This is a genomic window from Acinetobacter sp. TUM15064, assembly GCF_008980265.1.
Taxonomy (GTDB): domain Bacteria; phylum Pseudomonadota; class Gammaproteobacteria; order Pseudomonadales; family Moraxellaceae; genus Acinetobacter.
Map to the genome: position 1 here is coordinate 12581 of NZ_BKFU01000050.1, position 14469 is coordinate 27049.

18 protein-coding genes and 1 pseudogene are annotated in these 14469 nt (G+C 42.5%); 5 read left to right on the forward strand and 14 right to left on the reverse strand.

What is annotated here, in order from left to right; all coding sequences use genetic code 11:
- Positions 1–22 precede the first annotated feature (22 nt).
- From GBI16_RS13650 to GBI16_RS13705, 12 genes are all read right to left on the reverse strand, one after another.
- Complete coding sequence (locus tag GBI16_RS13650) at positions 23–331, reverse strand: hypothetical protein (protein ID WP_151707257.1); 309 nt, start codon at positions 329–331, stop codon at positions 23–25.
- Positions 332–468: 137 nt separating this feature from the next.
- The gene (locus GBI16_RS13655) at positions 469–1329 is read right to left on the reverse strand and encodes a D-hexose-6-phosphate mutarotase (protein ID WP_119065010.1); all 861 of its coding nucleotides are present in this window, start codon (positions 1327–1329) and stop codon (positions 469–471) included.
- A 98-nt stretch (positions 1330–1427) separates the two neighbouring features.
- A complete protein-coding gene (locus GBI16_RS13660; RefSeq protein WP_086210808.1) occupies positions 1428–1847 on the reverse strand; it encodes a F0F1 ATP synthase subunit epsilon in 420 nt (139 codons plus the stop codon).
- A 26-nt stretch (positions 1848–1873) separates the two neighbouring features.
- Positions 1874–3268 (reverse strand): F0F1 ATP synthase subunit beta, encoded by a 1395-nt coding sequence (atpD, locus tag GBI16_RS13665; protein WP_004684425.1) that lies wholly within the window; start codon positions 3266–3268, stop codon positions 1874–1876.
- 26 nt (positions 3269–3294) lie between these two features.
- The gene (gene atpG, locus GBI16_RS13670) at positions 3295–4164 is read right to left on the reverse strand and encodes a F0F1 ATP synthase subunit gamma (RefSeq protein WP_004984038.1); all 870 of its coding nucleotides are present in this window, start codon (positions 4162–4164) and stop codon (positions 3295–3297) included.
- An 87-nt stretch (positions 4165–4251) separates the two neighbouring features.
- Positions 4252–5796: a F0F1 ATP synthase subunit alpha gene (atpA, locus tag GBI16_RS13675; RefSeq protein WP_086210809.1), complete on the reverse strand. Its 1545-nt coding sequence runs from the start codon at positions 5794–5796 to the stop codon at positions 4252–4254.
- A 44-nt stretch (positions 5797–5840) separates the two neighbouring features.
- Positions 5841–6377 (reverse strand): F0F1 ATP synthase subunit delta, encoded by a 537-nt coding sequence (locus tag GBI16_RS13680; protein WP_086210810.1) that lies wholly within the window; start codon positions 6375–6377, stop codon positions 5841–5843.
- 12 nt (positions 6378–6389) lie between these two features.
- The gene (locus GBI16_RS13685; protein ID WP_086210811.1) at positions 6390–6860 is read right to left on the reverse strand and encodes a F0F1 ATP synthase subunit B; all 471 of its coding nucleotides are present in this window, start codon (positions 6858–6860) and stop codon (positions 6390–6392) included.
- Between the two features lie 38 nt (positions 6861–6898).
- Entirely contained in the window at positions 6899–7144 is a 246-nt protein-coding gene (gene atpE / locus GBI16_RS13690) for a F0F1 ATP synthase subunit C (protein ID WP_000424060.1), read from the reverse strand.
- A gap of 84 nt (positions 7145–7228) precedes the next feature.
- Positions 7229–8104 (reverse strand): F0F1 ATP synthase subunit A, encoded by an 876-nt coding sequence (atpB, locus tag GBI16_RS13695; protein ID WP_086210812.1) that lies wholly within the window; start codon positions 8102–8104, stop codon positions 7229–7231.
- Between the two features lie 107 nt (positions 8105–8211).
- A complete protein-coding gene (locus GBI16_RS13700; RefSeq protein ID WP_151707258.1) occupies positions 8212–8610 on the reverse strand; it encodes an ATP synthase subunit I in 399 nt (132 codons plus the stop codon).
- Positions 8611–8781: 171 nt separating this feature from the next.
- The gene (locus GBI16_RS13705; RefSeq protein WP_151707259.1) at positions 8782–9621 is read right to left on the reverse strand and encodes a metal ABC transporter solute-binding protein, Zn/Mn family; all 840 of its coding nucleotides are present in this window, start codon (positions 9619–9621) and stop codon (positions 8782–8784) included.
- Positions 9622–9762: 141 nt separating this feature from the next.
- Between GBI16_RS13705 and GBI16_RS13710 the strand changes: the two genes are divergently transcribed.
- Genes GBI16_RS13710 through GBI16_RS13725 form a run of 4 tightly spaced genes read left to right on the forward strand, consistent with a single transcriptional unit; the run spans position 9763 to position 12330 of the window.
- Positions 9763–10257 carry a transcriptional repressor gene (locus GBI16_RS13710; RefSeq protein ID WP_086210815.1) on the forward strand — a complete coding sequence of 165 codons (495 nt, stop codon included), beginning with the start codon at positions 9763–9765 and terminating at the stop codon, positions 10255–10257.
- On the forward strand, positions 10242–11024 hold the full coding sequence (znuC, locus tag GBI16_RS13715) for a zinc ABC transporter ATP-binding protein ZnuC (protein ID WP_151707260.1): 783 nt from the start codon (positions 10242–10244) through the stop codon (positions 11022–11024). The genes GBI16_RS13710 and znuC overlap by 16 nt, the downstream gene beginning before the upstream one ends.
- Before the next feature lie 3 nt (positions 11025–11027).
- Positions 11028–11828: a zinc ABC transporter permease subunit ZnuB gene (gene znuB / locus GBI16_RS13720; RefSeq protein WP_086210817.1), complete on the forward strand. Its 801-nt coding sequence runs from the start codon at positions 11028–11030 to the stop codon at positions 11826–11828.
- A gap of 4 nt (positions 11829–11832) precedes the next feature.
- Positions 11833–12330 (forward strand): DUF523 domain-containing protein, encoded by a 498-nt coding sequence (locus GBI16_RS13725; RefSeq protein WP_086210818.1) that lies wholly within the window; start codon positions 11833–11835, stop codon positions 12328–12330.
- Here the strand turns inward: GBI16_RS13725 and GBI16_RS13730 are convergent.
- Positions 12311–12931 carry a LysE family transporter gene (locus GBI16_RS13730; protein WP_151707261.1) on the reverse strand — a complete coding sequence of 207 codons (621 nt, stop codon included), beginning with the start codon at positions 12929–12931 and terminating at the stop codon, positions 12311–12313. The genes GBI16_RS13725 and GBI16_RS13730 overlap by 20 nt on opposite strands.
- 163 nt (positions 12932–13094) lie before the next feature.
- Here GBI16_RS13730 and GBI16_RS13735 point away from each other — a divergent pair, with 163 nt between their 5' ends.
- Complete coding sequence (locus tag GBI16_RS13735) at positions 13095–14015, forward strand: Dyp-type peroxidase (protein ID WP_086210820.1); 921 nt, start codon at positions 13095–13097, stop codon at positions 14013–14015.
- Positions 14016–14164: 149 nt separating this feature from the next.
- Here GBI16_RS13735 and GBI16_RS13740 read toward each other — a convergent pair.
- Positions 14165–14469, reverse strand: a pseudogene (locus GBI16_RS13740) (SH3 domain-containing protein); the annotation flags it as partial.

The window sequence follows — 14469 nt, forward strand, 5'->3', positions numbered from 1 at the left end:
CATAATAGAAAATAAATTCAGCTTACTGCTGGACTTGAGTACTTTTCATCCAGTTTCTAAAAGCCAATTGCATCGCTTGTCGTTCATAAGGCTTGGCTAAACGAGACTCTATGCTAGAAAAATCACCTTTATAGGCGGCTTCTATGATGCACTTGGCCAATTCCTGAATACTGACTCGGCCACGATGTTCATATTGCAAAATTTCTTCTTGCGTCAAAACCAAGTCCCAACAAGACACAACCGAACTCATATCAATGGCAATACTCAGATAATAGCGCTCAAAGTCTTGGTAAAGCTCCCAAAAATGAGCTTCATAGGCAATCAGGTTCATGGTCTTATTCACTTAACAATACTGTATCAACTTATACTTTTTATTGAATGAAATATATGCAACTTTAGCTACATATTCACTTGAGTACTATCCGTTGGCCTCAATCTAGATGGCTTTACTGCGCGAAGGCTTCCCATTTACTCTATACATAGTTCAAATTGGATCATTTCTCCCACTTTTAAAAATACTTTCTCTGATGCAATTTGCCCGCACTCAATACAAACGAAATCTTGCCAAGCATCATCTCGAATATCAAGAATACGCCTCGATTTATCTATCCAAGGATTCCAGATAATTGCACTTTTTGCAGTACTACGAATAAAAATCTGGTGCTGCGTGTCTTGTTCTAAAACAAACTGCCCCCTTGTTAGAGGATAAATGCGATCTAATTCTGATTTAAACTCAATCTGTTGCTCAAATTGATTCTGAACTTTATTGTTATTCAATTGATCAATATAAGTTGTATTGTCTAATCCCGAAATTTTAGCAATTTCTGTTTTGGCAGGAAAATAGCTATGCCATGCAAAGCTAAATTCTATATCCACTGTATCTAAATTGCTCAGTTGCATCATGAGTTGCAATTTTTCACCACAATAAATATGCATACTCAACTTAAATGCAACATCCCAATATCTGCGCGTTACATTTGAATCCCTCAATTCAAAAATAATTTCATGCCCTGCTTCACTCTCAATAACATTGACAAGTTTCCATTTCAGGTTCCGTGCAAAGCCGTGTGCAGGAAAATCGGCATGTTGTGAGTGGGCACTAAACCACGGAAAACATAAAGGAATCCCTCCTCGAATGGCTGTCCCTGCCTGATAAGAATTTAGTTCAGAGAGCCAAAGCAAAGGCTGTTGTTTCACTTTGGAATAAAATTCGAGTACTTGTGCTCCTTGATAACTCATCACAGCATCACAATATGCATTTGATACTTTTAAAACATCCAACTCACTCTCGGCAAGTTGATCAATGCTAATGCCAGAAACATTGAACATAAATTTTCACACTTTTCGAATTAACGCCATTTATACTAAATTTTTTCGACATAAAAAAACCACCCTTTCGGGTGGCCTTTTTAATCTCAAACCGTCTCTTACTGAGCACGGTTCTTGATTTTGCGGATGGTTTCCAACTGAGCAGCAGTTTCTGCAAGAGCAGCCAAAGCGGCAGCAGAGTCCAAGTCGCTCTTTTGATTTGCAAGCAATTGTTCAGCGTGTTTACGCGCTTCAATAATTGCTGCTTCATCTAAGTTTTCTGCACGGACTGCAGTATCTGCAAGAACCGTCACAACATGCGGTTGAACTTCGAGTACACCACCAGATACATAGATTAACTCTTCTGTACCATTTTCAAGTAGAACGCGGATTGCGCCCGGCTTGAGTAAAGTTACTAGTGGTGCGTGACCAGGCATAATACCCAACTCACCACCAGCACCTTTAGCAATTAGCATCGTTACAGTGCCAGAGTACAAAGACTCTTGAACACTTACAACATCACACTGCATAGTCGCCATGAGAATCTCCTAAATTAGGTAACTAATTAAAGTTTCTCAGCTTTAGCAATTACTTCGTCAATACCACCAACCATGTAGAACGCTTGTTCTGGGATGTGATCGTATTCACCAGCTAAAAGACCTTTAAAGCCACGAATCGTTTCTTTAAGCGGTACAAGTTTACCAGGAGCACCAGTAAACACTTCAGCTACGTGGAACGGTTGAGAGAAGAAACGTTGGATTTTACGCGCACGGTAAACAGTCAACTTATCTTCTTCTGCAAGTTCGTCCATACCAAGAATCGCGATGATGTCTTTCAATTCTTTATAACGTTGAAGAACGTTTTGAACTGAACGAGCGATCTCGTAATGCTCAGCACCCACAACTAGTGGATCTAACTGACGTGAAGTTGAATCCAGTGGATCGATCGCTGGGTAAATACCAGAAGATGCGATGTCACGGCTCAATACAACAGTTGCGTCTAAGTGAGCAAATGTCGTTGCAGGCGATGGATCTGTTAAGTCATCGGCAGGTACGTATACCGCTTGGATTGACGTAATCGAACCAGACTTAGTCGATGTAATACGTTCTTGAAGAACACCCATCTCTTCTGCAAGTGTTGGTTGATAACCTACTGCAGATGGCATACGACCTAGAAGTGCTGATACTTCAGTACCTGCTAGTGTATAACGGTAGATGTTGTCTACGAACAATAGTACGTCACGGCCTTTGCCGTTTTCGTCTTTCTCGTCACGGAAGTACTCAGCCATAGTCAAACCAGTCAACGCTACGCGTAAACGGTTACCTGGTGGCTCGTTCATCTGACCGTAAACCATTGCTACTTTGTCAAGAACGTTTGAGTCTTTCATCTCGTGATAGAAGTCGTTACCTTCACGAGTACGCTCACCAACACCAGCGAACACAGATAAACCTGAGTGCGCTTTCGCGATGTTGTTGATCAACTCCATCATGTTTACAGTTTTACCAACACCGGCACCACCGAACAGACCAACTTTACCACCTTTAGCAAACGGGCATAGTAAGTCGATGACTTTAATACCAGTTTCTAAAAGGTCAGTAGAAGCTGCTTGTTCAGCATAAGAAGGTGCTTGACGGTGAATCGGCAAACGCGCTTCAGTCGCAACTGGACCAGCTTCGTCGATTGGGCGACCAAGAACGTCCATGATACGACCCAAAGTCGCTGTACCTACTGGTACAGAGATTGGAGCGTTAGTATTCGTTACGTTCAAACCACGCTTAAGGCCTTCAGTAGAACCCATTGCAATAGTACGAACTACGCCATCACCAAGTTGTTGCTGAACTTCTAATGTAGTTTCAGTGCCATCAACGTGGAGAGCGTCATAGATCTTAGGAACGCTGTTACGTTCAAACTCGACGTCGATAACCGCGCCGATGATCTGAATGATACGACCGCTACTCATTGCTGTCTCCTCAATTCAAAATAATGTTAAACGGCAGCGGCACCACCAACGATCTCAGAAATTTCCTGAGTAATCGCGGCTTGACGCAGCTTGTTATAAATAAGTTGTAGGCTCTTGATCAAATCACCTGCGTTGTCCGTTGCAGCTTTCATTGCAACCATACGAGCTGACTGCTCACACGCGATGTTTTCGATCACGCCTTGATATACCACAGACTCGATATAACGAACCAATAAGCCATTTAAAAGCTCTTCAGCTTCAGGCTCATAGATATAATCCCAACCGTATTGACGGTTAAGGGTCTTGTTTTCTTCAGCAGTTGCTAAAGGAACAAGTTGTTCGATTTTTTGATTTTGAGTCATGGCATTGACAAAGCCGTTTGACACAAGATAAATACGATCTAACTCGCCTTTATCAAATGCGTCTAACATCACCTGTACAGAACCAGATAACTGTTCAAGGCTTGGTGTATCACCGACATTTGTCGTAGCACCCAGCACTTTACCGCCGTAGTTTTTAAAAAACGAAACCGCTTTTTGACCAATCAAAGCAAATTGAACTTCAATTGACTGCTCTTGTTGCTGTTGTACGTGTTTAACCACTTTTTTGAACAAGTTAATGTTCAAACCACCAGCAAGGCCGCGATCTGAAGACACAATGATATAGCCAACGCGCTTAACTGGGCGTTCAACCATATAACGGTGTTTATATTCAGGGTTCGCTTGAACCAAATGAGCAATTACACGGTGCATATTTTCGGCATACGGACGGCCTTGAGCCATGCGCTCTTGCGCACGACGCATCTTAGAAGCTGCTACCATCTGCATCGCGCGAGTAATCTTCTGCGTGCTTTTGATACTAGCTACTTTGGCGCGAATTTCTTTTAAATTTGCCATACGCTTAACCTAGTATTCGAAGGCCCTTTCGAGCCCTCGAAGGTTGATTCCGTGAACCAAACCAACACTAATTAGCAAGTTGCTAAATTAGTAAGTTTGAGTCGCTTTGAACTTTTCAATACCAGCTTTGAATTCAGCTTCGATATCTTTGTCCCAAGCACCAGTCTGGTCAATTTTTTGCATTAACGCAGCGTGCTCTGAACGGAAGTAAGAAATTAACGCAGCATCAAAGTCTACGATTTTCTTCACTTCTACGTCAGCCATATAGCCTTCGTTAGATGCATAAACTGAAACAGCTTGGTCAGCAATTGAGTATGGAGCATATTGTTTTTGCTTCATAAGCTCAGTTACACGTTGACCGTGTTCAAGCTGTTTACGCGTTGCTTCGTCAAGATCAGAAGCGAACTGAGCAAACGCTGCAAGTTCACGATACTGTGCAAGTGCAGTACGGATACCACCAGACAATTTCTTGATAACTTTAGTCTGCGCTGAACCACCAACACGAGATACAGAAATACCCGCGTTCACAGCAGGACGAATACCTGCGTTGAATAATGATGTTTCAAGGAAGATCTGACCATCAGTGATCGAAATTACGTTCGTTGGTACGAATGCAGATACGTCACCCGCTTGAGTTTCAATGATTGGTAATGCAGTTAATGAGCCAGTTTGGCCTTTAACTTCACCATTCGTGAATTTCTCAACATAGTCAGCTGAAACGCGAGAAGCACGCTCAAGTAGACGAGAGTGAAGATAGAATACATCACCTGGATACGCTTCACGACCTGGTGGACGACGTAATAACAATGAAATTTGACGGTAAGCAACAGCTTGCTTAGACAAATCATCATAAATGATCAATGCGTCTTCACCACGGTCACGGAAGTATTCACCCATTGTACAGCCAGAGTACGGAGCAAGGAAAAGCATTGCTGCTGGATCCGCTGCCGCTGCTGCTACAACAGTTGTATACGCCATAGCGCCAGTTTCTTCTAGCTTACGTACCACGTTAGCAATTGTTGATTGTTTTTGACCAACAGCTACGTATACACATTTAATGCCAGAGTTTTTCTGTGCGATGATCGCATCGATCGCCATTGCTGTTTTACCAGTTTGACGGTCACCAATGATCAACTCACGCTGACCACGGCCAACTGGAATCATTGTATCTACTGATTTATAACCAGTTTGTACAGGTTCATCCACTGATTGACGCCAGATTACGCCTGGTGCAACTTTTTCTACTGCATCAGTTAATTTTGCATCAATTGGGCCTTTACCATCAATTGGGTTACCCAAAGCATCTACTACACGGCCTAAAAGTTCTGGACCAACCGGAACTTCTAATACACGACCTGTGCAACGAGCTTTTTGACCTTCTTGAAGGCTTAAGTAGTTACCTAAAACAACGACGCCCACTGAATCCTGTTCTAGGTTCAGTGCCATACCGTATAAGCCGCCGTCGAATTCGATCATTTCACCGTACATTGCATCAGCAAGGCCGTGAATACGCACAATACCGTCGGAAACCATAACAATGGTTCCTTCGTTCTTAGCGGTCGCGCTGGTGTCCAGATCGCCGATACGCTGTTTAATGAGCGCACTGATCTCGGATGGATTCAGTTGTTGCATTGCGCTATACCTCAATCTTTTTAAAGTTCAGTCTTCTTATGCAATTAAGCAAGAAGACGAGTCCGCATTTTTTCTAGCTTGTTAAGTGCAGAATCATCTATCACTTGGTCGCCTGCACGAATAACAACACCAGCAATAAGCTCTGGTTTAACTTCTACAGTTACATTTACCGCAGCTTCGAATTTTTTCTCTAAAGCATGAGTCAGTAATTGTTCTTGTACAGAAGTCAATGGGAATGCAGATTCAATCACTACATCCACAGTATTGTTATTCTGTGATTTGAGCTGCTCGTATTCTGCAGAAATTTCAGGAAGAAGCGCCAAACGGTTGTTTTCAGCAAGCAATGTCAAAAAGTTTGACACTGCTGCAGTTTGGTCTTCGCCTAATACTTTTGCAAAAAGACTTACCTGCTCAGCAGGAGTAAGCTCAGGGCGAGTTAGGAAAGCTGAAAATGCTTCGTCTTGCACCGCAGCACTGAGCAAATTCAATGCAGATGACCAATTGTCAGTTGCATTTTGCTCAGAAGCGTAAGCAAATGCTGCTTTAGCGTAAGGGCGTGCCAACGTCAAGAGTTCAGCCATAATCCGCCTCTCTTAAAGTTTAGCAGCCAGCTGAGTCAGCATGGCATTGTGAGCTTCTGCGTCAACTCTTTGGCTAAGAATTTTCTCAGCACCTGTTACTGCAAGATCAGCAACTTGTTGACGTAATTCTTCACGAGCAGAATTGATTTCTGTATCAACAGCTTCTTTTGCTTGTTGACGAATACGCTCACCTTCAGCTGACGCTTGATTACGAGCTTCTTCTACCAATTGTGCACCGCGACGGTTCGCTTGTTCGATCAATTGAGCCGCTTGTGCTTTAGCCGCGTCTAATTCAGCTTTCACTTGAGCTTGCGCATCCGCAAGGTCAGCTTTTGCTTTTTCAGCAGCGTTTAAGCCATCAGCGATTTTACGCTGACGCTCACTAATCGCATTGATTAGTGGTGGCCATACAAATTTCATGCAGAATGCGACGAAAATCGCAAATGCAATCGCTTGGCCAATCAATGTGAGGTTGATATTCATTGCTATTCCTCAATAGTTTAATTTAGGAATTAAGCTGATTAACCTACAAATGGATTAGCAAAGATGAAGAACAAGCCAATACCAACACCGATCATAGGCACAGCATCAAGAAGACCTGCGATTAAGAACATACGAGTTTGAAGTTGTGGAGCCAATTCTGGTTGACGAGCAACAGCTTCAAGGAAGCGACCGCCTAAAAGACCAAAACCAATCGCAGTACCTAAAGCACCAAAAGCGATCAAGATAGCAGATGCAATTGCAACTAGACCTAAAGTGAGTTCCATGATAATTCCTCAGAGGTTAGGTTTATACCAAATTAAAATAAAAAATTATGCGCCCAACCATCCAGTGATAGTTGGGCATTACCATTAATGCTTTTCGCTTGCCATGCTCAAGTATACGATAGTCAGCATCATGAAAATAAATGCTTGTAGCGTAATAACAAGAATGTGGAAGATCGCCCAAGGCACAGACAACGCCCATTGGATCCAGAACGGTAATAATGCGATCAAGATGAAGATTAACTCACCTGCATACATGTTACCGAAAAGTCGTAGAGCCAATGAAACTGGACGTGCAAGGAAGGTTACCAATTCAAGAATTAAGTTCACTGGAATTAATAACGCTTTTGCAACTGGGTTACTTGGATTAAATGGGTTAAGTGCCAATTCGCCAACGAAACCACCAATCCCCTTTTCACGAATACTGTAGAACAAGATCAGAACAAATACAGATAAAGACATACCTAAGGTAATGTTTGGATCTGTAGAAGGTACAACCTTAAAGTAAACGTGATGAGGATCCATACCAAATACACTTGCACCAATTTGTTGAGCTATGAATGGAATCCAGTCAACAGGGATTAAGTCCATTGCGTTCATGAGGAAAATCCACACGAAAATAGTCAATGCAAGTGGAGCAATTAAGCGTGATTTGCCATGGAAAGTGTCGCGAACACTTGAGTCTACAAACTCAATGATCATTTCAATTGCAGACTGGAACTTGGTTGGAACACCAGAGTTTGCAGCTTTCGCTACACACCAGAATAACAAACAGAAAATCACACCAAGCGTGATAGACCAACCCATTGAATCCAAGTGAATAGCAGTGAACCCCATCTGTTGAGCTTCATCAGCAGTTTCAGCCAACTTCCATGAACCATCTGGCATTTTGCCATAGGTCATATTCGTCAAGTGATGCTTGATATACTCGGTCGAAGTAAGGGCATGTTCTTCAGCAGCCATAAATCACACCTGGTCAATGTCAAATACAAATAGAGAGAACGAACATCGCGTGCTGCTTGACATCTCGTTCTTCTCCTAAAAAACTTTTCAATTTTTTGTAGTGCTTATTAAACTCGTTTTTGTTGACGCGACACCCAAAATGGAGCAACCCACGTCATGGTTTGAACGAGCATAAAACCACAAAACAACGCCACCGCTGACAACGGTTTGACATTGCTTAAAATTAAAATGAAACCAACAATCACAATTGCAAACTTACCCATCATGCCTTTATACATGTTCGCAAGAACCTGTTTAGAAGCGCGAGCTCCTGCTGCTCGAAACGCCTGCCATGAAAAATAACAAGTCGCAAGCCAACACACGAGCGCACCTAATGCTGCACTCAGGGCTGCAGTTGAATCTTTCAAGACCCAACCGATCAAGGCTGAAACAGGAATCATACATGCTTGTAAGAGGACTAAAGCTTTCGCTAATCGTCGGTCAATCAAGCGACTAGTTCGGCTCATTTTTTACTCACTCACAACAATCATGCTTGACAAGTTTAGCTGATGATTATTTTTAATCGCAGGCATTATAGGGTTACACCCCTGAACATGCAATCTTTTCCCGACCTAAGTCGAGTTTTTTTCTATGTTTAAATTGCTTTTAAACTAATCAATTATTGTTTAATTTTTGCGTCACTTTCGGGTATTTAGCACACATTTATGCACATGATCAGCTAATTGCTTCCACGTACTGACAAAATCCCCTGCCCCAGTCATACTTTCATCGACCGCTTGGAAAACCAATGGGTTCAACTTTTGATATTGTGCTTGACTGGCATGCACTTCAGCCAAAAGGCACATCTTAGAATAAGGACGGTTGTCATTTAAGTATTTGATTTGCGCAACAGTAGGTGCAACATGTGGATCATCGGTTAGCGCACCTGCAAAACGCAAGTTTAAAGGACGCTCGAGGTATTGATAAGCATCATGAAAAGACCAATATGGGCGAGCTTGGGTACTTTGACTATATATATTGGAGGTTTGCAACATGCTCTGCGCAAAGACTTTAGCATTATTCCAATAACGGTCTTTATATTCAGGCATTTGCTGCGAGCGAAGACTTGCAATAAAGAAAGCTATGCGAACTGCATTATTGGGATCTAGCCAGACATGAGTATCAACAGTATCTTTGAGTGCTATGCCACGGGTATTTCGCTGAGGTAATGCATGAATAATGCCCGAGTGTAAGATAGAAATAGCTTTTTCATTCTGTGACAACAGCTTATCTAAAGGTGCCTCATGTTCTTTACCCAACCAAATCACCAGATCTGCATCTTGAATAATTTTGCGATGCATTGGGGTCAGACTGACATCATGTCCAGATTGATTTGCCAATAATAAGGTTGGTTTTTCAATGCCTTTCGTCACTTCCTGTGCGATCAAGTAAATGGGCTGCGTAGAGACAACCAAGTCTTGCGTCCAAGCAACACTACTAAACAGCGCAAACGCACAAAAAGCCAAAAAACGGGACATGGGGAGCAATCACTAGAAAGATAATTAGTGTTATAATATAACAAATCAACAAAAATACCTATGCCCAATCGAAACTCTCTTCGCTTCATGCTAAGATTTAATGTCGTTTTTCTTTTATAGATTTTGCACTTGAGGTTTGCTATGAGCGCTTGTTCTCACGAACACCACCATGCTTTACATGATGTGCATGGTCATCACAACGTTGAGACGCGTTTGGCGGAAGCAGAAGTCTTGTGCACAACAACAGGGGCACGCTTAACCCCGCTAAGAAAAGAAGTGTTGGCACTGATCCTCAATGCAACAGGCCCAATGGGGGCGTATGACTTGCTGGCTAAAATTAAAAGTAATGCTGACCGTCCTGCTGCCCCACCAACAGTGTATCGCACTTTAGACTTTCTATTAGAAAAAGGCCTGATTCACCGTTTAACCTCAATTAATGCCTATATTCCATGCTGTCATCCACGCGAGGGACATCAAGCGGCCTTTCTTATTTGTACCGATTGCAAGTCAGTGACGGAAGCCTCTGCTCAAGGGTTATTACAACAACTCGACGCCCTTTCAGCAGCAGATGGTTTCACCGCGCAGCATAGTATTATTGAAATTTCAGGAATTTGTCAGCAGTGCCGCAACAAATAAACTCGGATCCCGTTCTGGTCGAACTCTCCCAGATTAGTGTTCGCATTGATGAACGCGACATTCTAAAACATGTCGATTTTTCTTTGCATGAGCAAGAAATTGTGACCTTGATCGGCCCCAATGGGGCGGGGAAATCCACGCTCATTAAAGTACTATTGGGCATTGTGCGCCCTAATGCTGGTGAAATTAAAACGACAAAGTCCCTGAAATTTTCCTATGTGCCACAAAAATTTAATCCTTCACATAGCCTACCGCTTAGGGTGAAAGACCTCTTAGCTTTGGAAAAATGTGATCCCACAATCAAACAAGAAATCATCCACGATACGGGGATCAGCAAACTTGAAAATTCCAAAGTACAGCAGCTTTCAGGTGGGGAACGACAACGGGTTTTGCTGGCGCGCGCGCTGTTACGCCAACCCGATATTTTAGTTCTCGATGAACCCATGCAAGGCTTAGATATCCAGTCTGAAGCTGAATTATATGATTATGTACGCAGTCTGCCCGTCAAATACGGTTGTGCTGTGCTTATGGTTTCCCATGACTTGCAGTGGGTGATGCAAGGGACACATCGTGTGGTGTGTCTCAATAAACACATCTGCTGTAGCGGTTTACCTGAAAATGTGCAACAGCACCCCGAATACCAAGCAATATTTGGCACCAACCGCGTGCTCTATCAGCATCATCATGATCACTGTGCACATGGTGATAGTGCAACGCCTTGTCAGCATGACACTCGCCCCCACATTCACCCTGAACCGGAAGCTTAAATCATGATGGAATGGTTACAAATACTATTGCCTGCATGGATTATGGGAACCTTATTGGTCTTCCTCACAGCTCCACTGGGCTGTTTGATGCTATGGCGTCGTATGTCTTTCTTTGCCGACACCATGGCACATGGCACACTATTGGGTGTCGCAATTGCAGGAGCAATAGCGTTACCCCTGTGGATGGGTGTAGCTTTTATTGCGGTGCTGTTGGTGGCGATTCTTTGGGTGTTGCATGATCCACGTTTACCGAATGACGCCTTACTCGCACTCTGTTCTGCGACCTTGCTCTGCTCAGGCCTAATGTTTATTCAACACATTCCAAGTTTAAGACCTGAGTTGCTCAGCTATTTGTTTGGTGATTTGCTCACGATTACATGGGCTGACCTCCCTGTTTTTGCAAGCGTTATTGTTGTTGCTTTGGTAGTGCTTTATAAAAGTTGGCAGGCTCAAATTCAAATCGCTATTGATCCTGATATGGCTGTCAGTGAAGGTGTTAGTGCGAAATGGCAACGTTTGATTTTTATGTTGCTACTGGCTCTATTTACCATTTTAGCGCTTCGTGCAGTGGGTTCTTTACTGATGGGTGCCTTGCTTGTCATTCCAGCACTCACCGCTCGACTGCTTGCCCACTCTCCAAAACAAATGGTGATTTGGGCCTTTGTGATTGCGCAAATTGGGGTAACGGTTGGTTTATGGTCCAGTGCAGGGCTAAACACTTCCACAGGGCTTAGCATCGTCTTAACCATGTCGATTCTGTTTGCGCTGATTTTTATCGCGCAGAAGTTTAAAAAACTGACTTAAATAAATGAGCCATAAACGTTATTTTATCAGCGCATGTCTACTCGGACAAAAAGTCCGTTATGACGGCAAAGACTGCCTAGTCTCTCAATTAGCTCAAGCCTTACTCGATAAAAATTATGTCAGCTTATGTCCTGAAGTCAGTGCAGGACTTCCCACCCCACGTCCCGCAGCAGAAATTCGCCATGGGTCAGGTGCTGATGTTTTATTCGGTCAGGCACAAGTTTTTTCCGAAGATGGCTATCCGCTTAGCGATGCCTTTATTCAAGGTGCCTACCAAGCTTTAGCATTGGCACAAGCCAACCATGTTACCCATGCCGTGCTCAAAGCCAATAGCCCATCCTGTGGTAGCAATGGCATTTATGATGGTTCATTTACAGGGCAAAAAATTGCGGGTGAAGGCGTCACTGCCGCCCTATTTCGTCAGCACGGTATACATGTGGTTACTGAACAACAGTTTTTAGCAGAACTGACGCAGACTAAATTTACTGATGAACTAAACTAAGCACTCCCGCCGCACAACTGAACAACACGGCAAAAGTACGATTGAGATATTTTTGCTGTCGCGGGGATTTTAAGAGTTTTAAAACTTTTGCTGCCAGCCCTGTATATCCCGCCATCACAATCAAATCAATCGTGACCATCGTGACAGCCATCACCGCATATTGAGACCACTGCGGTTTAGACAAATCCAAAAATTGCGGTAGAACAGCCAATAAAAATACGATTGCTTTCGGATTGCTCATATTGACCAGAAAGCCATACATCACCAATTTGGAACGTGATTTAGTCGATTGTTCTTGTTGAATGTCAATCGACTGGATGGGTGCCGTCCATTGTAAATAAGCCAAATACAATAAATAAGCCACACCAAACCATTTCACAGCCCAAAATGCCCAAGGCGTTGTGGCAAAAAGCACCCCAACCCCAGCCGCCACAATACCGATTTGTACCAACAAGGCGAGTTGTAAACCCAGTGCATTCCAGTAGCCATGCCGAAAACCGTAGTTGACACCACTCGACATTGACGCAATGGCCCCTGCCCCAGGGGAGATACTAATGATCCAACATGCAAGTACGAAACCAAGCCAAATTTGAAATGACATAAAAGATATTGAGAGAAAATGACTGTTCAATTATATGATCTTTCATGCTTTCAGGGGCCCATAATTCATCAATGAATTTTTCACTTAAAGGCTATGAAGCTGAAACAGCATAAGGCACAATAAGTGTAGCCAATAGAAATAACAATTTTTTTAGGAGCCATGAATGACCGCCCAATCTGTAATTCTACCATTACCTTCAGATCATGCCCGTTTTATTGTTTTACGTTTAAAAGATTTAAGTATTGAAGAACTTAAAGAAAAATTAGAAGATTTATTTTCAACCCGTGATCGTCTTATTACTCAACATCCACATGCTCAAATTAAAACAGCGGTTGCTTTTGGCCCTGAACTTTGGGCACAACTTCATCCTACAGCGCCTGCAGGGTTTAAACAGCTAGAGCCCATTTATGGTTCTTTTAATATGCCTGTCGCACCTGCGGATGTTTTAATTCATATTGCGGCTCAGCGTACCGATATTTGTTTTTCCCTTAGCCAATCGTTCTTTGAAGGCATCCAAGATAAAGTGGATGTTTTAGATGAACGAGTCTGTTTCCGCAATTTTGATGGTCGAGATTTGACTGGGTTTATTGATGGTACTGAAAACCCGCAGTTCCCCGATGATCGTGCTGAAACAGCATTATTAGGTGAAAATTCCGGAGTATTCGCAGATGGCTCTTTTATCTTTGCACAGCGCTATTGCCATGATTTGGAAAAGTGGAAAAAATTAAAAGTTGATGCTCAAGAGCAAGTTTTTGGCCGAACAAAACTTGAAAGTATTGAACTAGATGATGACGTTAAACCTGAAAATTCTCACGTTGCACGTGTCGTGGTTGAAGATGATGAGGGCGAGGAAATGGAAATCCTACGTCACTCTCTTCCTTATGGCGATGGTAAAGGTGAGCAAGGTTTATTTTTTATTGCCTATACGAAAGATTTAAGCATTATTGATGCGATGTTATTGCGTATGTTTGGCACCAGCGGTGATGGAATTCATGACCGCATGCTTCATTTTGTGACTCCTGTTGACGGTGCTTATTATTTTGCACCGAGTGAGGAGTTGCTGGAAGAAGTTTTGGAAGGGTGATTTTTAATGCTTAACTACAGTAAGAGTCTACTGTAGTTAAGCTAATTTTTACAATTCTGTCTTCCATACTCTATTTTTCACCAACTTCCCATCTTTAATATGTAATGCAATATTATATTGAGCAGCCCCACCACTACTTAATGCGTTGATTATGTATAAATCATTATTTTTCTCATAAATCTGAAAATCAGCAAGTTCATTCTTACTACTAAGCCCATCTTTTGGAAAAAATAGTTTTCCAATTGATCTGAATTAATAATAATTTTTTGCTCTTGTATTTTAACTACTATTCTATTCAACTGAAGAAAATTTGCAGTAGGGAGGTCACCATCCGTACCATAAAAAGCCTTCCCTTTATACAAACTATATAACTCCCTCCCCTTTAAAATTTTGGAATAATTTTTTGAATTCAAATCTGCATCCTTCGATGAGATCTCAACTGTATATAAAGAAC

What these genes read in the sequence shown, in the direction of transcription:
- GBI16_RS13735 (WP_086210820.1), top strand. Translation starts at nt 13,095, where the DNA reads ATGACCGCCCAATCTGTAATTCTACCATTACCTTCAGATCATGCCCGT.
- GBI16_RS13705 (WP_151707259.1), bottom strand. Translation starts at nt 9,621, where the DNA reads ATGTCCCGTTTTTTGGCTTTTTGTGCGTTTGCGCTGTTTAGTAGTGTT.
- atpG (WP_004984038.1), bottom strand. Translation starts at nt 4,164, where the DNA reads ATGGCAAATTTAAAAGAAATTCGCGCCAAAGTAGCTAGTATCAAAAGC.
- GBI16_RS13700 (WP_151707258.1), bottom strand. Translation starts at nt 8,610, where the DNA reads ATGAGCCGAACTAGTCGCTTGATTGACCGACGATTAGCGAAAGCTTTA.
- atpB (WP_086210812.1), bottom strand. Translation starts at nt 8,104, where the DNA reads ATGGCTGCTGAAGAACATGCCCTTACTTCGACCGAGTATATCAAGCAT.
- GBI16_RS13680 (WP_086210810.1), bottom strand. Translation starts at nt 6,377, where the DNA reads ATGGCTGAACTCTTGACGTTGGCACGCCCTTACGCTAAAGCAGCATTT.
- GBI16_RS13710 (WP_086210815.1), top strand. Translation starts at nt 9,763, where the DNA reads ATGAGCGCTTGTTCTCACGAACACCACCATGCTTTACATGATGTGCAT.
- GBI16_RS13655 (WP_119065010.1), bottom strand. Translation starts at nt 1,329, where the DNA reads ATGTTCAATGTTTCTGGCATTAGCATTGATCAACTTGCCGAGAGTGAG.
- atpA (WP_086210809.1), bottom strand. Translation starts at nt 5,796, where the DNA reads ATGCAACAACTGAATCCATCCGAGATCAGTGCGCTCATTAAACAGCGT.
- atpD (WP_004684425.1), bottom strand. Translation starts at nt 3,268, where the DNA reads ATGAGTAGCGGTCGTATCATTCAGATCATCGGCGCGGTTATCGACGTC.
- GBI16_RS13650 (WP_151707257.1), bottom strand. Translation starts at nt 331, where the DNA reads ATGAACCTGATTGCCTATGAAGCTCATTTTTGGGAGCTTTACCAAGAC.
- znuB (WP_086210817.1), top strand. Translation starts at nt 11,028, where the DNA reads ATGATGGAATGGTTACAAATACTATTGCCTGCATGGATTATGGGAACC.
- GBI16_RS13660 (WP_086210808.1), bottom strand. Translation starts at nt 1,847, where the DNA reads ATGGCGACTATGCAGTGTGATGTTGTAAGTGTTCAAGAGTCTTTGTAC.
- GBI16_RS13725 (WP_086210818.1), top strand. Translation starts at nt 11,833, where the DNA reads ATGAGCCATAAACGTTATTTTATCAGCGCATGTCTACTCGGACAAAAA.
- atpE (WP_000424060.1), bottom strand. Translation starts at nt 7,144, where the DNA reads ATGGAACTCACTTTAGGTCTAGTTGCAATTGCATCTGCTATCTTGATC.
- GBI16_RS13685 (WP_086210811.1), bottom strand. Translation starts at nt 6,860, where the DNA reads ATGAATATCAACCTCACATTGATTGGCCAAGCGATTGCATTTGCGATT.
- GBI16_RS13730 (WP_151707261.1), bottom strand. Translation starts at nt 12,931, where the DNA reads ATGTCATTTCAAATTTGGCTTGGTTTCGTACTTGCATGTTGGATCATT.